Raw genomic sequence first — 19,746 nt, 5'->3', positions numbered from 1 at the left:
GCGCGAGTTACAGAGCGACTTATATCGTTAATCACTAAGAGCGTATTGTCATGAGGCCTGCCATGAGCCCGTTTATTGAACTGCCGGTTTCCGCCAGCGTAAAGACCCTGATGGGGGTTTATACCCGTAAAGAGAACCCGTCCGTTTTCGCACCTGTGGCCGGTGAGCTGCCTGAAGGAAGCGTGGTTCGCATTCAGGCGGCGGTGGTGGGTGATGCGGTACAGGGCAATCCGCACTGGTACCGGATTGATGAAGAGACCTTTATCTGGGCGGGCGCCTGCACGCCGATCCAGCCCTGTCCCGAATTTCCCCCAGCTACGCGCGTTAACTGGACGGCGGTGGTGTTTGCGGTGCGTTAGGCGCTGATAACCCGCACATCCTCTGCCGTAAACGCCGCGATCGCCTCCTGATCCAGGCTCGCCTCCACCACCAGCACGTCGATAGCACTGCTTTTCGCCACCACAAAGCGCGCCACGCCAGGGATTTTATCGGTGGTGAGCGCCACGATGGACTGGCTGCTCTGGCTAATTACCGCTTTCTTGAACTCGCAGTCAGCGAAGTCGAACCCGGTCAGCCCCATGCCGGGATCCATGGCGCAGCCGCCGATAAACGCCTGATCGAAAATCATCCCCTGGATCTGACTCGCCGCCGTCGCCCCCACGGCCCCGCCGGAGCTGCGCTGGATCTGCCCACCGGTGATGATCACCTCGCACAGGGGGTGACGCAGCAGCTCTGCGGCGATGGCCGGGGAGTTGGTCACCACGGTGACGGCCAGATCCGGTGGTAGCGCCTTCGCCAGCGCGAGGTTGGTGGTGCCGGTATCGATAAAGATACAGCTACCCGGCTTAATCAGGGTTGCTGCTTTCTGCGCGATCGTGGCTTTTTTTGCGTGGTTTTGCTGCTCGCGGCTGTAGAAGTTCCCGGCATCGGCCAGCTGTAACACCGCCCCGCCATAGACCTTCTTACAGAACCCTTCTTTGCTAAGCTCATGTAAATCACGGCGAATCGTGTGTTCCGACACCTGCATGCGGATCGCCAGGTCGGCGCAGACCACCCGGCCATTTTCTTGCAGGATCTGGCGGATCCGATCTTGTCGTTGTTCCGGGAAAGCTGCATAATCGAGCATAAATTATCTTCTCTGGATTTAAATCGAGCAACAATGCGCATAATGTTGCATGAACGCCTGCTCTGTCAATCCATGCCATCACAACCGGAGCGTCACAATGAAGCGCGATGATGATTACCATCAGCAGGTGCCCGCCACTCAGCCCTATGACGGCTTCCTGTTTAAACCTGTGAACGCAGATGCGCGCGCCGGGGAGACGGTGCAGCGCAAGACGCCTGCCTCCCCGTTACTGAAACCTGATAAGGATGTGAAATGACCTCTCAGACCACCGGAGCCGTCCACCGGCTTGCCACCCGGATCGTCTTTTTTATTGCCGGTTACGTGACCGCCACCTGGGCGGTGCTGGTGCCTTTCGCCAAAGCCAACACCGACGTTAACGAGGCCACGCTTGGCTCGCTCCTGCTCTGTCTGGGGATGGGGGCGTTAATTGCGATGCCGCTCACCGGGATGCTGACCAGCCGCTACGGCTGCCGCCGGGTGATTATCACCGCGATGGCGATCGTCCTGCTCACTACCCCACTGCTTGCTATCATCCCGGATCCACGCCTGCTCGCCGCCACATTGCTGTTGTTTGGCGTGGGGGTCGGCGTGACGGACTGCGCCATGAATATTCAGGCGATCATCGTTGAGCGCGACGCCCCCGGGCCGGTGATGTCTGGTTTTCACGGCATGTACAGCGTGGGCGGCATCGCGGGTGCGGGGGCGATGACCCTGCTGTTGACCCTCGGGGCCAGCGCTTTTATCGCCTGCCTGATCATCATCCTGAGCGTTATCCTGATGCTCGCTTTCAGCCTGAAGGGGCTGCTGCCCTGGGCCAATCCCGCTTCTGGCCCGGCCTTTGCGGTGCCGCGCGGCGTGGTGCTGCTGATCGGCCTCATCTGCTTTGCCGTGTTTCTCGCCGAAGGCACGGTGCTGGACTGGAGCGCGGTGTTCCTGACCGAGGTGCGCGGCGTGCCTGAATCCCTGGGTGGGCTGGGCTTCACCTGCTTCTCGGTGGCGATGACCTTTTTCCGCTTAACCGGCGATAAATTGATCGCCCGCACCGGTGCGCTGCGCGCCGTGGTGGGGGGTGCCATCGTGGCCGCCGCAGGGTTTGCGCTGGTGACCTTTGTCCCGCAGTGGCAGCTGTCACTGCTGGGCTACGTGCTGGTGGGGGCCGGTTGCGCCAATATCGTGCCGGTGATGTTCTCCGCCGTTGGCCGTCAGACCCGCATGCCGCAGGCGGTTGCCGTCCCGGCCATCACCACCCTGGGCTATCTCGGCGTGCTCGCCGGGCCCGCGATTATCGGTTTCGTGGCGCATGCCACCTCTTTAACCCAGGCGTTTATGGTCATTATGGTGCTGATGCTGGTCGTCGCCCTGCTCTCCGTGACCGTCACCGCCTCTCAACCCGCCCGCAGCGAGGGATAAGATGAATATTGCACACGTGGCACTCTGGACCCGTAACCTGGACGCGCAGGTCCACTTCTGGGAGACGGTTTTTGGCGGCCAGCGTAACGAACGCTACCTCAGTAAAAACCGTCCCGGTTTTGAATCGTACTTTATCACGCTGTCCGACGGACCGACCATCGAGCTAATGACGGTGCCGGATCTGCCCGATCGCCCGTCGCACCCGGAGTTTGTCGGCTGGGCGCATATCGCCCTGAACGTGGGCAGCAAGGCGGATGTGGATCGGATGGCGGAGCAGGCGCGGCTGAATAACACGCTGCTGAGCGCCCCAAGGATGACGGGCGATGGCTATTATGAAGCGGTCATTGCGGACCCAGATGGGAACCGTATTGAGCTGGTGGGGGAGTAATCTGCCAATATTTTACCCCTCGGGAGAGAGCATTAGGTAGCACCGCTGCGGCATCGCCGGGTGGCGGCTACGCCTTACCCGGCCTACAAAACTAACCCTCTCCCCAAAGAGGAGAGGGGATCGTCCTTGCGACTATCAAGCGTCCTCCCCCTTCTTTATTGGCGACAATTTGACCATTTCTGGCCTACGCTTACCCAATGTGAAAAGCGGTTTTGAATACTCACCCCTCGCTTTCATATAGTTATCATATTGTTAAATGATAATGAGAATTAATGTGTTAGAGTAATTGCGTTCGAAAGCTGCCGCCATACTCGCTTGATCGTCAGGGAGGTAGCTTGCACGCTGAGCGAAAATCCTCTCATCTCTGTCAGGCTGAAACATTGGGGCTATTAATGGAACACATTGTCTATGTCGTTGATGATGATCACGCTGTCAGGCGGTCCGTTGTCGGGCTGCTGGAGTCTGCCGGGCTGAACGCCCTCGACTTCTCCTCGGCAGAATCTTTTCTGCAACACACCTTTGAAGATGTGCCCTCCTGCGTGATCCTCGATATGCAGATGCCCACCATCAGCGGGTTTGAAGTGGCGGACTCCCTGAAGGCCAGCGGGCGCGAGATCCCGATAATCTATCTTACCGGTCACGGCACCATTCCGATGACAGTGAAGGCGATGAAGGGCGGTGCGTATGAGTTTCTCACCAAGCCGGTGGCGTCGAACGATCTGCTGAACTCCATTGGCGACGCGCTGAAGCTGGCGGAAGAGAACGCTCTGCAGTCGCGGGAGCAGTACTCTCTGAAGCAGCGCCATCTCTCGCTAACGCCGCGGGAGCAGGAGGTGTTACAGCTGGCGATCAGCGGGATGCTGAACAAGCAGATCGCCGCCGAGCTGGGGGTGAGTGAAATCACCGTCAAAGTCCACCGCCGACGGGTGATGGAGAAGATGCAGGCCCGCTCGCTGGCGGATCTGGTCAGGGCCGCGGAGCGCCTGACCAGAAGCCAGCCCTCAGAGTGACGTCTCGCCCTCCGCCAGCGGCAGGGTAAAGGCAAAGACAGAGCCGTGCGGCTCGCGGTTGCGGGCCGTCAGCTTGCCGCGATGGCGCTCGATAATGCTGTAGCTAATGGTCAGCCCCACCCCCATCCCCTGGGCTTTGGTGGAGTAGAACGAGTCAAAGATACGCTCGGTCTGCCCCTGGGCGATGCCGGTACCGCTGTCGGCGATTTCAAATGTGATCCCACCCCCTTCCGGGTTCGAGGTAGAGAGCAGCAGCATACCGGGCCGCGTTTTGATCTCGGCCATCGCCTCCACCGCGTTCATCACCAGGTTCAGCAGCACCTGCTGGATCTGCACGCTGTCAGCCACAACAAAACTGTTTGCCGCCGCCAGGGCATAGCTGACGCTGATGCTCCGCCGCTCCAGCTCGCTGCGCGACAGGGTGATGATGTGCCGCACCAGATGGTGCAGATCGATGCGGGCAAAGGCCGGATCCTGTTTGCGGGTGAGGGACTGCAGGCTGCGAATGATCTCCCCTGCCCGCTCCCCCTCGGAGACAATCTCTTCCAGCCCGAGCCTGGCCTTATCCAGACGGGCCGGATCGCGGTTCAGCCAGCGCAGGCTGGCCCCGGCATTCGCGACAATCGACATCAGCGGCTGGTTGATCTCGTGAGCAATGGATGAGGTTAACTGCCCGACGGTGGTCGCCCGGGAGACGCGGGCCAGCTCGGCCTGTGCCACCCGCATGGCATCTTCCGCCGTCCGCTGGGTGGTGATGTCGGTGATAATGCCGTAATACTCATTCACCTCGCTGCCCACACCGACCGGATCGCCAATCCCCAGAATGGTGCGCACGGCGCCGTCGCCACGAATAATGCGGAACTCGGCGCGCATGGTCAGGCCGTCGCGCACGCTCTCAGTCACCAGGGTGCTGATGCGCGGATAGTCATCCTGATGCACGAAAGTCAGAAACTCCGCCATCGAGATCATCTTCTGCTTCTCCGGCAGGCCCAGAATGCGGGCATACTCCTCCGACATAAACATCAGATCCTGTTGCAGCTCCCAGCGCCAGCTGCCGGTATGGCTGATCTGCTCCCCCAGCATCAGCGAGGTCTGGCTGGCCCGCAGCTCTTTCTCCACCCGACGCCGCTGCTGGTTCTCCTCCAGCAGCTCAGCATAGAGCCGGGCGGTCTCCAGCGAGATGGCGGCGTGTGCCCCCAGCAGACTCACCACCCGGGAGTGCTCGACGGTAAAGACCTCCGGCATCAGGCGGTTCTCCAGGTAGAGCACCCCCACCAGCCGCGCCTGCTTGAACATCGGCACGCACATCACCGCCGCGCCGGAGGTGACCAGATACGGGTCCTGGCTGAAGGGGTGGAACTCTTCCGGTTTGCCGGTGTGGATCTCCTGCCCGGTGCGGATCACCGCCGCCAGTACCGTCAGCGGCATCTCGGTGGCCGTCGGCACCTCTTTGCGGATCTGCACCTGCACCCCGTCGGTGGTGGTGCTGGCGCTGGCCTCGATCTCCGGGATGTTGTTGTCATTCACCCGGATCAAAAAGCCGCGCTGCGCCCCGGCCCGCTCCAGCAGGATGGTCATCAGGGTTTCGATCAGCCGTTCGAGGTTGATCTCTTCCGACAGGGCGCGCGACGCCTTGATCACGCTCTGTAAGTCGCGGATCTCCTCGTTACGGGCAAAGGCCACGGTGTCCCAGGCGTTGGCCTGGCCGGGGGCCAGCAGATAGGGGAAATCCCGCTCCAGCTGGCGTATTTTGGACTGCGCCCCGGCCCGTCCCCAGGCGGTCATCGCCCCGCGGAAGTGGGCCTCGGCGGCGGTGGTGTAGCCGCAGGCGTGGGCGAAGCGGCCCGCCAGCTCGTGGGCCAGGGCGTTGAAGGGGTTGAAGCCCCCTTCGCGCGACAGGCGCACCGCCTTCTCGTACTGTTCGAGAGCGATGCTGTTCATGCCGTCGAGGCGCACGATCTCGGCGTAGATCAACGCCTCTTTATCGGCAAAGGTGCCGGGGTTAATCCGCGCCCAGAGGGCGATCTTGTCGTAATGACGGTGGATCTGACGGCGCAGATCGGCGGAAAAGGTCTCCGGGGTCAGCTGCTGCGAGAGGGTGAGCGCGCTGTAAAGGTGGTAGTCCAGCAGGTGGATATGGCCCGGGGCGGACCAGGCAAAGCGCCCGGCCTGGGCCAGATTATCTGCCGCCTGCGGGAACTCGCCGCAGGCGAAGTGGGCCATGCCGCGGTAGAGCCAGAACCAGAACAGCATGGTGGAGGTCTGCTCCGGAGCCTGCTCTGTAGCTCCGGGCAGCAGGGATTGCGGCAGCACCTCGCTGGCGCTCCACTGCCCGTTCACCGGGGTACGCAGGTGCTCCACGCAGGTGCTCCACATAGTGGCGCTGCATCAGCAGGATCGCCTCCACGTCCTGGAAATGGGTTTTGCGCACGAAGGCCAGTCCGCGCTCAATGCTCATCAGCACCGCGTCGAGGTGATCGCCCCGGGTGAGGAAATTGATCACCTGGTGACAGGCGGCGAAGCAGGCCACCGTCATATCGCCGTGCGTCACGGCGGAGGTGAAGCAGGCCTTGGCGCACTCAATGGTGTAGCCCAGCGGCTGGGTCCAGACGCTAAGCTGATCCAGCGCCAGCAGGGTTTTGGCTTCAAAGGCGTCGTAGCCGTGGCGGTTGACCAGCTCCCGGGCCAGGGTGCCGTACTGGAAGCCGAGGCGATACTCAGCGTAGCGGTGACCAATCAGCACCCCGAACCACGCCATCGCGGTGGTGGAGGCGCCGGTGATGCCGTGATCCAAGGTCAGGTGCATCATCCGGCACAGCAGAATGAAATGCAGGCGCGAGCTGGTGAAGCTGGCGAACAGGCTGGCGCTGTTGAGCAGGTTCATCACCGCCTCGGTGTCGCCATCTTTCATCAGCGGCAGGCGGCTAAAATGGTCCTGCGGGTTCTCGCCAACGCGGTTGCACAGGCTCTGCCAGGCCTCGTCGCACTCGGCGGTCTCCGGGAAGCGGCTGACGTGAATGCCAAACACCGCCAGCCAGCAGAGGGCTGCCTCCAGCGCCAGCCGGTTGTCGGACTGGCGCATGTAGACTTCGGCCAGCAGGTTAGCCGCCAGCGCTTTCTCCGCCAGCCCGCCGGGGGAACCGAGAATGCGGTCGCACAGCCTGCGGGTGGCCTCGAGATTGCCCAGCGCAAACTCGCAGCCCGCCTCTTCGCTGTCGAGAATAAAGTCGCTGGCGCTCTCGTGCGCCGATCCGGTGTTGCCCAGCGCCCGGGCGGTCTGGATATAGCTCAGGCCCGACAGATAATCCCCCGAGCGGCGGGCGCGGCGGGCGGCCAGCAGGCTCAGCTCGCGGAACATCTGGCGCTGGGGCGCAGGCTGAATGCTGTCCAGCGCCGCCGTCACGTGGTGGACGGCGCGGAACAGGATCTCGTTACCCGCCGCCTGGCGGGCTGACTCCGCCAGCATGCTGGCGGTGGTAAGGTGCAGGCGGCTGCGCTCGGCGTTATCCAGCAGGGCGAAGGCCGCCTCCTGAACCCGGTCGTGGGTAAAGGCATAGCCTTCGTCGCTGAGGGTGATCAGCTGCGCCGTCACCGCCGGATGCAGGGCGTAGCGGATCTCCGCCACCGACATCGACACCACCCGGCAGACCATCTCCAGCTCACCGCTGCCGCCCAGACAGGCGATGCTGCCCAGCAGCCGTCGGGTCTCTTCGGGCATCTCCTCCAGCTGCTGGAGCACCAGCGTGACCACGTTTTCGGTGTAGTGCCGGGTGCGGATAGCGTGCAGATCGTAGTGCCACTTATCCTGATATTTGTTGTGCGTCACCAGCCCGTCATCGACGATACGGCGGAAGAACTCATGGACAAACAGCGGATTGCCGCCGGTTTTCTCGTGGATCAGCCCGGCCAGATCCGCAGTGCTGGCGGATCGGGTATGGAAGATGCTCGCCAGCCAGCGCGACACCGCCTTCACCGACAGCGGCTCCGGGCGCAGCTCGGTGGTATTGCGCGAGGCCCGGTGCAGGTTCGCCAGCTGCTGATTGAGGGTTGCGTCCGGCACCGGGCAGACATCCCGGTGCGCCACCACCAGCAGCAGCGGCACGTTACTGGCGTTGGTCAGCAGGTACTCCAGAATTTGCAGGCTGGCGGCGTCGATCCAGTGGATATCATCCAGCAGCAGCACCAGCGGGCAGCCCGCGCTGGCGAAGGTTTTCACCAGCGCCAGCGCCATATGGCTGAAGCGCGCCCGGGCATCGAGGGAGAAGCTGTCGCTGGAGAAGCGTGGCTTGTTCTCCAGCAGCAGCCGCAGCTCCGGCACCAGGCTGACGGCCAGCTCTTCATACCCCTCCAGCTCCCGAGACAGACGGATCTTCCACTGCGTCACCTCCGTTGCCGACAGCCCCAGCAGGTGCAGCACCAGGGTGCGAAAGGCTGAGCTCAGGGCGGCATAGGGCAGCGTGGGGGAAAACTGATCCACCTTGCCTACCGCCAGCAGCACGTTGCGGTGCTGTAGCGCCTTTAGCGCCGAGGCGATAAGGGACGATTTGCCAATCCCCGACGGGCCGCTGATCGCCACAAACCCGGCGAGGTTGTCGCGGCATACCCGGTCAAAGGCGTGGATCAGATCCGTTGCCTGGGGATGGGCGGTGTAGAGGGTGTCGGTGAGATGAAACGCCGGGGCGCGATCCTGTAAGCCGGGGGTAAAGGCGGCAATATCGCCCTCGTCGCTCAGGGTAGCCTGACAGCGGCGCAGGTCGGCGATCAGGCCGTCGATGGTCTGGTAACGGTTCTCCGGTTTTTTTGCCAGCATCTTAAGGATGATGGCCGAGATCATAGCGGGCACGCCGGGGCAGACCGCTCCCGGGGAGCGCGGCTCCGAGGCGATGTGGTAGTGCGCCCACTTGCCCTGATCCTGGCCGCCCAGCTCAAACGGCAGGCTGCCGGTGAGCAGCTCGTAGAGCACCACCCCGAGGCTGTAGAGATCGCTGCGGCTGTCCACCGAGCGGTGGGTGCGGGTGGTGTGCTCCGGCGACATGTAGGCGGGCGTGCCGCCCACGATGGCCAGTCGCGACTGCTGTAGCTCTTCCGAGGCGCCGGACGACAGGCCAAAGCCCCCCAGCCGACAGCTGTTGTCGTCATGAATAAAGATATTGCCGGGCTTGATATCCCCGTGTACCAGGTTGCGCAGATGCATCAGACGCAGAGGCAGGCTGATACGGATCGCCAGCTCCAGGAAGCTCTGGATACAGGCCATCGGCGCACCAACGATGCGCGTCAGCAGCACAAAGGAAAAAGGGGCGTAAACCAGTGCAAAGCGCCCGTGGTACTGCGTGGTGGCGACCGGACGGATAGCCCAGTCGTCGCTCAGGTACTCCCGCAGGGCAAACTCATTACGCAGCAGGCGCGTTGCGCTGGCCTCTTCTTCATCGCTCACGGCGGTGGCGATAATAAACGACCCGCCGGAGCTGGGCAGGCGGGCATTCAGCCAGCAGAGGCTCCCCTCCTGGCCCAGCGGGGTAAAAATAACATCTTCTTTAAGCACAAAAGCCCGCCCTTCGGATAAATTTCCGGGGGCGGGCCAGAGTGCAGGCAGCGATGGGGTGTTCATCCACGTTTCCTTATTTTTCTTCATTAATGGTTCTCGTGGGATAACGGTGCAGGTGGTGTCAGGTGGCGAGCGCGCGCTGAATGTGCGCCAGCAGCACATCGACGTTTATCGGCTTGCGCAAAAAAGCAACGGCGCCATTATCAACAGCGTAGCGCTCTATGTTGTCATCCGCATGACCTGAGATAAAAATGAGCGGCGGCGGTGAACTGGCGATAAGGTGCAGCCTGTCGAGCATCTCCAGACCGTTCATCCCCCGCAGGCGGATGTCGGCAATCACCAGCGCCGCGTCTGTCAGCGCGGTGGGGTGGCTAAGAAACCCCTCCGCCGAGTCGAAGGCTTCTGTGGCATACCCCTCCGACTGCAGCAGGTTGCTTAACCCGCTGCGAACAGACCGTTCATCATCAATGATGGCTATGCGCTGCGGCATGCTCTCTTTCCTCAATATGGACGTGATTAACCCTCGCTGCCGTCGCCGGGACGGGGTGGAGGCGGAGTACCGCTGATTTTGGGTACGCATTCGTGGCGAAACCAGGTCATCGTCAGCTGACGGCTGAACAGGCGGCGGCCAATCGGGATCAACTGCTCCCCCACCAGCATGCCAAATAGCCCCATCAGCGCAACAACGGGCGGCGCGGGCGAGTGTACATCAATTGCGGCATAAATAACCCCTGCCAGAATTCCGCAGCTCAGCGAAACGACCCAGGCTTTCATGAGGAGGCTCCTGTGGAGAGGGTGACAGGCGCCTTTTGCGCGGTGTCGTCAGCATGCAAAAAATGGCGGGTGGCCTGTTCGCCTGCCAGCATGCCCAGCAGACCAATCAGCGCCAGCGCGGGCGGCGCCGGAGAGCGGACTTTCAACAGCGCGTAGAGCAGGCCGATAAGCACGCCTGCCGCGAGGGAAATTAACCCAGTACTCATGATGCACTCCAGAGAGGTTAGCGGACCGGGGCCGGAACCGGCGCCAGGGTTTCGTGCTCGCTCTTCTGGCGAGACGGTGCTTTGTGCACCATGGTGTAGGCGTAATCCACGCCCATGCCGTAGGCACCGGAGTGCTCACGCACGATATCCATTACCGCGTTGTAGGTCTCTTTGCGCGCCCAGTCACGCTGCCACTCCAGCATCACCTGCTGCCAGGTTACCGGGATCACGCCCGCCTGGATCATGCGCTGCATGGCGAAGTCGTGGGCCTCTTTTGAGGTGCCGCCGGAAGCGTCCGCCACCATGTAGATCTCGTAGTCGCCTTCCAGCATCGCGCACAGGGCGAAGGTGTTGTTGCACACTTCGGTCCACAGACCGGAGACCACCACTTTCTTCTTGCCATTGGCTTCCAGCGCGTCACGCACTTTCTGGTCATCCCAGGAGTTCATGGAGGTACGCTCAAGGATCTCTTTGCCCGGGAAAACATCCAGCAGTTCCGGGAAGGTGTTGCCGGAGAAGCTTTCGGTTTCAACGGTGGTGATGGTGGTCGGGATGTTGAACACTTTGGCCGATTTCGCCAGCGCTACCACGTTGTTTTTCAGCACCTGACGGTCGATAGACTGCACGCCAAACGCCATCTGCGGCTGCTGGTCGATGAAGATAATCTGACAGTTATCCGGGGTTAACACTTCGAGCTTTGAGTTAGACATAATGGTATCCAGTGAGGTTAACAGGTGAAATCGCACCACGCGTTGACGATGCGTTGAGTGCATCCTATGCCTCTCTGGTCCCGGCGGTAATTATCTCTTTGTATAATTAACCTTTCGTATAGTTATACGCAGGTATAGTTATACTTTGGTATACCTATCCCTTTGTATAACTGGTTTTTTTCAGTAACCGGTTCCAATAATCCTGACCATTCCCCCTCTCAGTCAGGAGCAATTATGACTTCCTCTGCCAAAGCAGATCTGATTCTGGTGAATGGCCAGTTTCACACCGTCGATCGTGAAAATCCCCTCGCCGAAGCGGTGGCCGTGCGTGACGGTAAATTCCTTGCAGTCGGCACCGCTGCCGAGGTGATGCAGTACCACGACGACGCCACCAAAGTGGTGGATCTGAAAGGCCACACCGCCATTCCCGGTCTCAACGACTCGCACCTGCACCTGATCCGCGGCGGGCTGAACTACAACCTCGAGCTGCGCTGGGAGGGGGTGCCCTCGCTGGCTGACGCCCTGCGGATGCTGAAAGAGCAGGCCCTGCGCACCCCGTCACCGCAGTGGGTGCGCGTGGTGGGCGGCTGGAGCGAGTTCCAGTTCGCCGAGCGCCGCATGCCGACCCTGGACGAGATCAACGAGGCCGCGCCGGACACCCCGGTCTTTATCCTGCACCTGTATGACCGCGCCCTGCTCAACCGCGCGGCGCTGAAGGTGGTGGGCTACACCAAAGAGACCCCGAACCCGCCGGGCGGTGAGATCCAGCGCGATGCCAACGGCAATCCGACCGGGATGCTGATCGCCCGTCCGAACGCCATGATCCTCTACGCCACCCTCGCCAAAGGGCCGAAGCTACCTCTGGAGCAGCAGGTGAACTCCACCCGCCAGTTTATGCGCGAGCTGAACCGCCTGGGCTTAACCAGCGCCATCGACGCTGGCGGCGGTTTCCAGAACTACCCGGAAGACTACGAGGTGATCGCCGAACTGCACGAGAAAAAGCAGATGACCATCCGCATCGCCTATAACCTCTTCACCCAGCGCCCCGGTCATGAGCTGGAAGATTTTGAGAAGTGGACCGATATGCTCAAGCCAGGCCAGGGCACCGACTTCTTCCGCCATAACGGTGCGGGGGAGATGCTGGTCTTTTCCGCCGCCGACTTTGAAGATTTCCTCGAGCCGCGCCCGGATCTGGCCCCCGGCATGGAGGACGAACTGGAGCGCGTGGTGCGCCATCTGGTGGAACACCGCTGGCCGTTCCGCCTGCATGCTACCTACGACGAGTCCATCAGCCGGATGCTGGATGTCTTCGAGAAGGTGAACCGCGAGATCCCGTTCGACGGCCTGCACTGGTTCTTCGACCACGCCGAGACGGTGACCCAGCGCAACATCGACCGCATCAAGGCGCTGGGCGGCGGCATCGCCGTGCAGCACCGCATGGCCTTCCAGGGCGAGTACTTCGCCGAGCGTTACGGCATGGAAGCGGTGCGCCACACTCCGCCGGTCACCCGTATGCTCGAGACCGGCGTGCCGGTAGGACTCGGGACCGACGCCACCCGCGTGGCGAGCTACAACCCCTGGACCGCCCTCTACTGGCTGGTCTCTGGCCGTACCGTCGGCGGGATGCAGCTGTACGATCACAGCGCCCGTCTGGATCGCGACACCGCCCTGATGCTCTGGACCCAGGGCAGCGCCTGGTTCTCGAACGAGCAGAACCAGAAAGGCCAGATCAAAAAGGGCCAGCTGGCGGATCTGGCGGTGCTGAGCAAAGACTACTTCCGCGTGCCGGAAGAGGAGATCAAGGGCATCGAGTCGGTGCTGACGGTGGTGGATGGCAACATCGTCTATGCCGCAGGTAGCTTCGGCCCGCTGGCGCCGCCTGCCATCCCGGTTCTGCCGGAGTGGTCCCCGGTGGTCAAGGTGCCAGGTCACTACCGCAGTGCGCCACCGCAGGCCACCCGCGTGGGGATGCAGCCTGCGCACCACTGCAGCGGTCCGTGCGGGGTGCACAACCATTCGCACGATTTTGCCCGCACCGCAGAGATGCCGGTGGCCGACGATAACGCCTTCTGGGGAGCGCTGGGCTGCAGCTGCTTCGCGTTTTAATCATGATGAATTCACAAACACAGACCCTGCCCCGGATCGACCTGGGGCTGTTCTTCCTGCGCATCACCGGCAGCCTGCTGTTGCTCTACGTGCACGGCCTGCCGAAGGTGCTGCATTTCAGCGAAGAACTGACGCGGATCGAAGATCCCTTTGGTTTCGGGCCCTATTTCAGCCTGATCCCGGCGATCGTCGCCGAGGTGATCTGCCCGATCCTGATCCTGTTCGGCGTGGCGACCCGGCTGGCCTGCGTACCCATTATTGCCGTACTGCTGGTGGCGATGCTGGTGGTGCATCCGGGCTGGTCGATTGCGGAAGGTCAGTTTGGCTGGCTGCTGCTGATCATCTTCACCACCCTGGCCATCACCGGCCCCGGTGGCTGGCGGCTGCGTACACGTGCCACGGAGAGATTCGCATGACCCAGGTGACCGACGCGCACGTGGAGCATCCGCCTGCCCCGGCGATCTCAACGTGGCAGCCGCTGCACCAGCGAGTATTCCGCATGCTGTGGATCGCTACGGTGGTGTCGAACGTCGGCTCGTGGATGAGCGACGTCGGCGTGAACTGGAGCATGCTGACGCTGAGCGCCGATCCGCTGGATATCGCCCTGGTGCAGGCGGCAAGCAGCCTGCCGATGTTCCTCTTCGCCCTGCCCTCCGGGGTGATGGCGGATATCGTCGATCGGCGCAAGTACCTGCTCTTCTCCCAGCTGTGGGTGTTTATTGCCGCTGCGGGACTGACGGTGCTGTCGTTTACCGGCCAGGTGACCCCGACGGTGCTGCTGGTGGCAGCCTTTCTGCTGAGCGTCGGCAGCGCCATGAGTTCGCCGCCGTTCCAGGCGGTGGTGCCGGATCTGGTGAGTAAGGCGGAGCTGGGCCCGGCGATTGCGCTGAACTCGCTGGGGGTGAATATCAGCCGCGCCATCGGCCCGGCGCTGGGGGGCTTTTTGCTCTCGCTGGCGGGGCCGTGGATGGTATTCCTGCTCAACGCCCTGTCGGTGCTGGGCGTGGCCTGGGTGCTGTGGCGCTGGAAACCTGCGGCATCGGTGCAGCGCCTGCCGCCGGAGCACTTCTTCTCGGCGGTGCGTGCCGGGGTGCGCTATGTGCACGCCGCCCCGGTGCTGCGTAACGTCTTAATTCGCACCGTGGCGTTCTTTGTCTTCGCCAGCGCGGGCTGGGCGCTGCTGCCGCTGGTGGCACGCCGGGAGCTGGGCCTCGGCCCGGCGGGATACGGCATCATGCTGGCCTGTATCGGGCTGGGGCGATTGCCGGGGCGGTGCTGCTGCCGCGTCTGCGTCAGCGCCTCAATGCCGACCAACTGATGGTGGCGGCAAGCCTGGTCTTCGCCATCACCATGCTGGCTCTGGCCTTTGTGCGCCACTTCTGGCTGCTGAACCTGTTTGAGTTTTTCACCGGCTTTGCGTGGATCGCGGTGCTCTCCACCCTCAACCTGGGGGCGCAACGCAGCGCCGCACGCTGGGTGAAGGCCCGGGCGCTGGCGGTCTATCTGACGGTCTTCTTCGGCTCGATGACCGCGGGCAGCGCCCTGTGGGGGCAGATCGCCTCGCACGTCAACACCGCCACCTCGCTCTGCGTGGCAACGGTGGGGATGCTGCTGGCGAGCGCCACGGTGCTGCGCTGGAAGCTGGAGAAAGATCCCAACCTGAACCTCGACACCAGCGGGCTTATTGCCGACGACGCCCGGGAGAACATCCCCAACGAGCGCGGCCCGGTGCTGGTCTCCTGTGAGTACCTTGTCGATCCCGAAGCGGTACCCGATTTTCTGCAGGCCGTCCACGAGCTGCGCCGGGTACGCCGCCGGGCGGGTGCCATCAGCTGGGCGGTGTATGAAGATATCGACCAGCCGGGCCTTTATATCGAGACCTTCCTGATGGGCTCCTGGGTGGAACATCTGCGCCTGCAGGAGCGCCACACCATGAATGACCACCTGCTGCAAAGCCGCGTCCTGGCTTTTCATCAGGGCGATGCACCCCCGGCGACCCGCTATCTGGTGGCGCCGGTTTAAAACCTAAAACAACCTTTTGAGGAAGAGACTATGGCTACGATCAAAGCGAAAGACGGCACGCAGATTTACTACAAAGACTGGGGTGCAGGTAAACCGGTGCTGTTCAGCCACGGCTGGCCGCTGGATGCCGACATGTGGGACAGCCAGCTCAACTATCTGGCCGAGCGCGGTTTCCGCGCCATCGCCTTTGACCGCCGCGGCTTTGGCCGTTCGGATCAGCCCTGGAACGGCTACGACTACGACACCTTTGCCTCCGACATCAACGACCTGATCACCGCTCTGGATCTGCGTGACGTGACGCTGGTGGGCTTCTCAATGGGCGGCGGCGACGTGAGCCGCTATATCGGCACCTACGGCACCGACCGCGTGGCTGGCCTGGCGCTGCTGGGGGCGGTAACGCCGATCTTCGGTAAATCCGACTCTTATCCGCAGGGTGTGGATCAGTCAGTCTTCGCCGGCATTCGTGACGGATTGCTGAAAGATCGCGCCCAGTTCATCAGCGATTTCGCCACCCCGTTCTACGGTACCAACGCCGGGCAGACCGTCTCTGAGGGCGCCCTGACCCAGACCCTGAACATCGCTCTGCTGGCCTCGCTGAAAGGCACCCTGGACTGCGTAACCGCCTTTGCCGAGACCGACTTCCGCCCGGATATGGCGAAAGTCGACGTCCCGACGCTGGTGATCCACGGCAGCAACGACCAGATCGTACCGTTCGAAACCACCGGCAAAGTAGCGGCGGAGCTGATTAGCAATGCGGAACTGAAGGTGTATGGCAATGCACCGCACGGCTTTGCGCTGACGCATCAGGACCAGCTGAATGAAGACCTGCTGACGTTTGTGAAATCGCTGTAAGATCTAAGATTGACGCCTGCTGTACAGGCGTCAATTAAAATTTATATTGATAACGTTTCTGAACACATCTAGACGTATACAAAATTTGAGCGTAGATCTGTCAAATCCTTCCAGATTAATATCAATTAATTTAGAAAGGAGTGATACAGACATGAATATTCAGCTACATAAACGCTTAAGTAGAAAATTTATCATCGCAATTTTAACATCTTCATCTTTTGTCACGGCGTGTACGTTTAGCGTAATTTGGTTTTATCTGGCCAACATAGAGCGCTTGGACATATTGTATGACGCACTGAGTGTCAGTAGTGCGATAGGAATAATATTCGGCTTTACCCTGCTCTCTTTATTAGGATTCAGTCTTATTATTTTTATCTCATCTTTCATTATTTACCTTATCTATACGGCACATGAAAAAGAATTAAAACATTATGATGGTCTAACTCATACTTTCACGACCGTATGTATGTGCAACAGCTTAGTCATGTGTTTAATACTGATCAGTGCATTTTGTTTGCAATTTTTTGGAGATCTTAATGGTTTTATCGTGTTCGCATTAGCGACATGCGTTATTATTTTATTTTCTTATGGCTTATGCCACAAATTAATTTTTCTGTTAAGTCCTATATCGATAAAGACAATGAACGTACAGTAAAGTACCTCCAAAAGAAATCAGTTAAACGCTTCCTTCCTGCATTACTCATCATCCCTGCATTTACACAAATTTTTCCTCTGGTTTTTATTGCAGGGCAGTTAGACTTTGTTAAAGAAAACAATTCTTTTCTGCAAATTGCAATCTTCTTTATGTTGTCGGTAGTCCTTATCATAGTAGGAATTTTTCCAGGAGTAATCATTATAAATGAAAAGAAAAACAAAAATATCCTTCAAATCATAACCTATACACTGATTATTATTCCTGTAAGCATTCTTGTCCTGACTATGATTTTTCGTCCTACACCGAATATGATTATCAACATGTCAATGAATCTTTCTGGGATAAGCGACTGGCGCACACATCAATATTATATAAGCATTGAAAGCCATCCTCCAGCCATGTTTGATGGCGCTCTCTGGAATACACGTTTTTATAAAGAAATTCCATCGAGGTTTTTTATCACCGGCGTCAGTATCTTCTCCTTGGGTAATATTAAACTTGTATGTCCAACGCGGATCAATGATGCAAGGATTGCAAGCCTAAAAACTACCGTCGATGATTTTGATGAATATGACATTCGTATCAAAAAATTAAAACAAACTGCTATGGCATGCGTACCTTTTGATAAGGGAGAAATACATCTCTGGGACTCCCCGATATCAGAACCGATCTTCTACCAAAAAGTAAAATCGACCGCCAACAGCAAGTTCTTAAATCTGCTTCATGAACTTAAATAATTTTCGCAAAAAATACTGATGTCCGTAACAGGGCATCAGCATTGTCCTGCTCTAACTGTATTTTTGTCTGGTCATTAACTTGGTTACATCTATCAGTTTTTAGCCTGTATCAAAAAAGCAGCTCAACCGAGACAAAAATGCTTATTGCTATTGCCGTGCTTGAGCTAGTCAGCAGAAATGAAGTTCATTCCCGCATAAGGCTCCTGCCGACACACGGCCAGCCGCGCAGCTAAATCCCCCACGTGCAGTTCCAGCTTGTGCCCGTCCGGGTCGAGAAAATAGAACGACGCCCCTTCGCTTTTGTTCTCTTTCCAGACGGTAACGCCTGTGTCTTTAAGCTTTTGCGTGAAGATGTCGAAATGTTCTGGCTCGATGGAGAAGGCGTAATGGGTGTAGTCGCTCTCCTGTGGCGGAATAAATTTGCGCGTATCGTCATAGGACAGACAGAGCCAGAGATCGCCGCAGGTGAGATAGGCCCCGGTGTGCCATTCGGCATGCAGGCGCAGGCCAAGGAGATCGTGCCAGAAGGTGATGCTGGCAGGCAGGTTGCTGACGGCGAGGGTCAGGTGGTTGAGGGCGTTGAGCATGGGGTTCACTCCTTGATAGAGGTTAACCTCACTTCTTTAGCATGTTTATCGACGTATAAATAGACGCGGTTTCTGCACGCTTTTTTGGGCTGGTACCACACCGTATTTACGCCGGGTGGCGCTGCGCTTACCCGGCCTACGGTGTTGTAGGCCCGTGCAAGCGGAGCGCCGCCGGGCAATGCCGTTAGTGCTTCACCATCACGTGCCGCACCACGGTGTAGTCCTCCAGCCCGTACATCGACATATCCTTGCCGTAGCCGGAGAGCTTCTGCCCGCCGTGCGGCATTTCGCTTACCAGCATAAAGTGGGTGTTCACCCAGGTGCAGCCATATTGCAGACGGGCGCTCATGCGGTGCGCGCGCCCCACGTCCCGGGTCCAGACCGACGAGGCCAGCCCGTACCGGGAGTCATTAGCCCACTCCAGCACCTGCTCTTCGTCGTCAAACATGCTCACGCTCACCACCGGGCCGAAGACCTCGCGCTGGACGATCTCATCTTCCTGTTTCGCCCCGGCCAGCAGGGTGGGCTGATAGTAATACCCGCTGCCGCCTGCCACATTGCCGCCGGCGACCACGTGGATGTGCGGCAGGGCTTTGGCGCGCTCTACCGCCTCGCTGACGCGGGTCAGATGGGCGGCGGAGCTGACCGGTCCCAGCTCGGTGGTTTCATCGTCCGGTGCGCCCATTTTCAGGCTGGCGACGGCGACACCCAGTTTTTCCACCAGCGTGTTATAAACCTCTTTTTGCGCATAGATACGGCAGGCAGCGGTGCAGTCCTGCCCGGCGTTGTAGAATCCAAAGGTGCGCACGCCCTCCACCACCGCATCGATATCGGCGTCGTTAAAGACGATGACCGGCGCTTTGCCGCCGAGCTCCATATGGGTGCGCTTAATCGACGGCGCGGTATGGGAAATAATATGCTCCCCGGTGGCGATAGAGCCGGTCAGGGAGACCATGCGCACCTTGTCGTGGCCAGTCAGCGGGTCGCCCACGGTTTTCCCGCGGCCAAACAGGACGTTAATCACCCCTGCCGGGAAGATATCTTTCGCCAGCTCGGCCAGCTTCAGGGCGGTGAGCGGGGTGATCTCAGAGGGTTTGAGCACCACGCAGTTGCCCGCCGCCAGCGCCGGGCCCAGCTTCCACGCCGCCATCATCAGGGGGTAGTTCCAGGGGGCGATGGAGGCGACAACGCCCACCGGATCGCGGCGGATCATCGAGGTGTGCCCCTCCATATACTCCCCGGCAGCGAGACCGTTCAGGCAGCGGGTGGCACCCGCAAAGAAGCGGAACACATCGACAATGGCCGGGATTTCGTCGTTCAGCACGCAGTGCAGCGGCTTGCCGCAATTCAGCGACTCCAGTCGGGCGAAGGTGTCGGCGTTCTGCTCAATCACCTCCGCCAGCTTCAGCAAACATTCGGCGCGCGCTTTCGGCGTGGTCTGGCCCCAGGTACGGAAGGCGCGATCGGCCGCCTGCACTGCGGCGTCTACCTGCTCCGCGCTGGCCTCGGCAATCTCCAGCAGCACTTCGCCGGTGGCCGGGTTATAGACGGGTTGCATCTCACCTGAACCCGCAACCAGTTCGCCATTAATCAGTAAGTTGTGTTGCATAGCCGACTC

At 60.0% G+C, this 19,746-nt stretch carries 16 protein-coding genes and 2 pseudogenes; 10 read left to right on the top strand and 8 right to left on the bottom strand.

The window, feature by feature from the left end; translation table 11 throughout:
• Nucleotides 1–62 precede the first annotated feature (62 nt).
• Nucleotides 63–359, top strand: a complete 297-nt coding sequence (locus C3406_RS15560) for a hypothetical protein (RefSeq protein ID WP_103178086.1) — start codon at nucleotides 63–65, stop codon at nucleotides 357–359.
• Here the strand turns inward: C3406_RS15560 and C3406_RS15555 are convergent.
• Nucleotides 356–1,126 (bottom strand): DeoR/GlpR family DNA-binding transcription regulator, encoded by a 771-nt coding sequence (locus tag C3406_RS15555; protein ID WP_103823089.1) that lies wholly within the window; start codon nucleotides 1,124–1,126, stop codon nucleotides 356–358. The genes C3406_RS15560 and C3406_RS15555 overlap by 4 nt on opposite strands.
• Before the next feature lie 97 nt (nucleotides 1,127–1,223).
• Between C3406_RS15555 and C3406_RS26185 the strand changes: the two genes are divergently transcribed.
• The 4 genes from C3406_RS26185 to C3406_RS15540 all read left to right on the top strand — a co-directional run bounded on the left by C3406_RS26185 (nucleotide 1,224) and on the right by C3406_RS15540 (nucleotide 3,934).
• Complete coding sequence (locus tag C3406_RS26185; protein WP_158250565.1) at nucleotides 1,224–1,382, top strand: hypothetical protein; 159 nt, start codon at nucleotides 1,224–1,226, stop codon at nucleotides 1,380–1,382.
• Nucleotides 1,379–2,536 carry an MFS transporter gene (locus C3406_RS15550; protein ID WP_103823088.1) on the top strand — a complete coding sequence of 386 codons (1,158 nt, stop codon included), beginning with the start codon at nucleotides 1,379–1,381 and terminating at the stop codon, nucleotides 2,534–2,536. Before C3406_RS26185 ends, C3406_RS15550 begins: the two co-directional genes overlap by 4 nt.
• Before the next feature lies 1 nt (nucleotide 2,537).
• A complete protein-coding gene (locus tag C3406_RS15545) occupies nucleotides 2,538–2,924 on the top strand; it encodes a VOC family protein (protein WP_103823087.1) in 387 nt (128 codons plus the stop codon).
• A 392-nt stretch (nucleotides 2,925–3,316) separates the two neighbouring features.
• Nucleotides 3,317–3,934 (top strand): response regulator transcription factor, encoded by a 618-nt coding sequence (locus C3406_RS15540; RefSeq protein WP_103823086.1) that lies wholly within the window; start codon nucleotides 3,317–3,319, stop codon nucleotides 3,932–3,934.
• On the opposite strand, the pseudogene C3406_RS15535 reads toward C3406_RS15540, so the two are convergent.
• The 5 genes and pseudogenes from C3406_RS15535 to C3406_RS15515 all read right to left on the bottom strand — a co-directional run bounded on the left by C3406_RS15535 (nucleotide 3,926) and on the right by C3406_RS15515 (nucleotide 11,169).
• Nucleotides 3,926–9,542: pseudogene (locus C3406_RS15535) on the bottom strand (trifunctional serine/threonine-protein kinase/ATP-binding protein/sensor histidine kinase). The gene C3406_RS15540 and the pseudogene C3406_RS15535 sit on opposite strands and share 9 nt — an antisense overlap.
• A 58-nt stretch (nucleotides 9,543–9,600) precedes the next feature.
• Nucleotides 9,601–9,969, bottom strand: coding sequence for a response regulator (locus tag C3406_RS15530; RefSeq protein WP_103823085.1), 369 nt, complete (start codon nucleotides 9,967–9,969; stop codon nucleotides 9,601–9,603).
• 26 nt (nucleotides 9,970–9,995) lie between these two features.
• A complete protein-coding gene (locus C3406_RS15525; protein ID WP_103823084.1) occupies nucleotides 9,996–10,253 on the bottom strand; it encodes a DUF1427 family protein in 258 nt (85 codons plus the stop codon).
• Complete coding sequence (locus C3406_RS15520) at nucleotides 10,250–10,459, bottom strand: DUF1427 family protein (protein WP_032616311.1); 210 nt, start codon at nucleotides 10,457–10,459, stop codon at nucleotides 10,250–10,252. The genes C3406_RS15525 and C3406_RS15520 overlap by 4 nt, the downstream gene beginning before the upstream one ends.
• Before the next feature lie 17 nt (nucleotides 10,460–10,476).
• Complete coding sequence (locus C3406_RS15515) at nucleotides 10,477–11,169, bottom strand: hydrolase (RefSeq protein WP_103823317.1); 693 nt, start codon at nucleotides 11,167–11,169, stop codon at nucleotides 10,477–10,479.
• A gap of 234 nt (nucleotides 11,170–11,403) precedes the next feature.
• On the opposite strand from C3406_RS15515, the gene C3406_RS15510 reads away from it, so the two are divergent.
• The 5 genes and pseudogenes from C3406_RS15510 to C3406_RS15490 all read left to right on the top strand — a co-directional run bounded on the left by C3406_RS15510 (nucleotide 11,404) and on the right by C3406_RS15490 (nucleotide 17,541).
• Nucleotides 11,404–13,275: an amidohydrolase gene (locus C3406_RS15510; RefSeq protein ID WP_103823083.1), complete on the top strand. Its 1,872-nt coding sequence runs from the start codon at nucleotides 11,404–11,406 to the stop codon at nucleotides 13,273–13,275.
• 5 nt (nucleotides 13,276–13,280) lie between these two features.
• Nucleotides 13,281–13,691 carry a DoxX family protein gene (locus tag C3406_RS15505; protein WP_442913467.1) on the top strand — a complete coding sequence of 137 codons (411 nt, stop codon included), beginning with the start codon at nucleotides 13,281–13,283 and terminating at the stop codon, nucleotides 13,689–13,691.
• A pseudogene (locus C3406_RS15500) lies at nucleotides 13,688–15,297 on the top strand (MFS transporter). The gene C3406_RS15505 and the pseudogene C3406_RS15500 overlap by 4 nt, the downstream one beginning before the upstream one ends.
• Before the next feature lie 30 nt (nucleotides 15,298–15,327).
• On the top strand, nucleotides 15,328–16,149 hold the full coding sequence (locus tag C3406_RS15495; protein WP_103823081.1) for an alpha/beta fold hydrolase: 822 nt from the start codon (nucleotides 15,328–15,330) through the stop codon (nucleotides 16,147–16,149).
• Nucleotides 16,150–16,743: 594 nt separating this feature from the next.
• Entirely contained in the window at nucleotides 16,744–17,541 is a 798-nt protein-coding gene (locus tag C3406_RS15490; protein ID WP_233210571.1) for a hypothetical protein, read from the top strand.
• Between the two features lie 164 nt (nucleotides 17,542–17,705).
• Here C3406_RS15490 and C3406_RS15485 read toward each other — a convergent pair whose 3' ends face one another.
• Together C3406_RS15485 and patD are read right to left on the bottom strand one after the other, a co-directional pair.
• A complete protein-coding gene (locus tag C3406_RS15485) occupies nucleotides 17,706–18,128 on the bottom strand; it encodes a FosA8 family fosfomycin resistance glutathione transferase (protein WP_103823080.1) in 423 nt (140 codons plus the stop codon).
• A 184-nt stretch (nucleotides 18,129–18,312) separates the two neighbouring features.
• Entirely contained in the window at nucleotides 18,313–19,737 is a 1,425-nt protein-coding gene (gene patD, locus C3406_RS15475; RefSeq protein ID WP_103823079.1) for an aminobutyraldehyde dehydrogenase, read from the bottom strand.
• Nucleotides 19,738–19,746 lie beyond the last annotated feature (9 nt).

The organism is Leclercia sp. LSNIH8 (assembly GCF_002920195.1).
GTDB lineage: Bacteria > Pseudomonadota > Gammaproteobacteria > Enterobacterales > Enterobacteriaceae > Enterobacter.
This window is presented reverse-complemented; position numbering and strand designations above follow the sequence as displayed.

What these genes read in the sequence shown, in the direction of transcription:
- C3406_RS15550 (WP_103823088.1), top strand. Translation starts at nt 1,379, where the DNA reads ATGACCTCTCAGACCACCGGAGCCGTCCACCGGCTTGCCACCCGGATC.
- C3406_RS15515 (WP_103823317.1), bottom strand. Translation starts at nt 11,169, where the DNA reads ATGTCTAACTCAAAGCTCGAAGTGTTAACCCCGGATAACTGTCAGATT.
- C3406_RS15555 (WP_103823089.1), bottom strand. Translation starts at nt 1,126, where the DNA reads ATGCTCGATTATGCAGCTTTCCCGGAACAACGACAAGATCGGATCCGC.
- C3406_RS15505 (WP_442913467.1), top strand. Translation starts at nt 13,281, where the DNA reads ATGAATTCACAAACACAGACCCTGCCCCGGATCGACCTGGGGCTGTTC.
- C3406_RS15560 (WP_103178086.1), top strand. Translation starts at nt 63, where the DNA reads ATGAGCCCGTTTATTGAACTGCCGGTTTCCGCCAGCGTAAAGACCCTG.
- C3406_RS15495 (WP_103823081.1), top strand. Translation starts at nt 15,328, where the DNA reads ATGGCTACGATCAAAGCGAAAGACGGCACGCAGATTTACTACAAAGAC.
- C3406_RS15525 (WP_103823084.1), bottom strand. Translation starts at nt 10,253, where the DNA reads ATGAAAGCCTGGGTCGTTTCGCTGAGCTGCGGAATTCTGGCAGGGGTT.
- C3406_RS15490 (WP_233210571.1), top strand. Translation starts at nt 16,744, where the DNA reads ATGCCACAAATTAATTTTTCTGTTAAGTCCTATATCGATAAAGACAAT.
- C3406_RS15510 (WP_103823083.1), top strand. Translation starts at nt 11,404, where the DNA reads ATGACTTCCTCTGCCAAAGCAGATCTGATTCTGGTGAATGGCCAGTTT.
- C3406_RS15540 (WP_103823086.1), top strand. Translation starts at nt 3,317, where the DNA reads ATGGAACACATTGTCTATGTCGTTGATGATGATCACGCTGTCAGGCGG.
- C3406_RS15485 (WP_103823080.1), bottom strand. Translation starts at nt 18,128, where the DNA reads ATGCTCAACGCCCTCAACCACCTGACCCTCGCCGTCAGCAACCTGCCT.
- C3406_RS15520 (WP_032616311.1), bottom strand. Translation starts at nt 10,459, where the DNA reads ATGAGTACTGGGTTAATTTCCCTCGCGGCAGGCGTGCTTATCGGCCTG.
- C3406_RS26185 (WP_158250565.1), top strand. Translation starts at nt 1,224, where the DNA reads ATGAAGCGCGATGATGATTACCATCAGCAGGTGCCCGCCACTCAGCCC.
- patD (WP_103823079.1), bottom strand. Translation starts at nt 19,737, where the DNA reads ATGCAACACAACTTACTGATTAATGGCGAACTGGTTGCGGGTTCAGGT.
- C3406_RS15530 (WP_103823085.1), bottom strand. Translation starts at nt 9,969, where the DNA reads ATGCCGCAGCGCATAGCCATCATTGATGATGAACGGTCTGTTCGCAGC.
- C3406_RS15545 (WP_103823087.1), top strand. Translation starts at nt 2,538, where the DNA reads ATGAATATTGCACACGTGGCACTCTGGACCCGTAACCTGGACGCGCAG.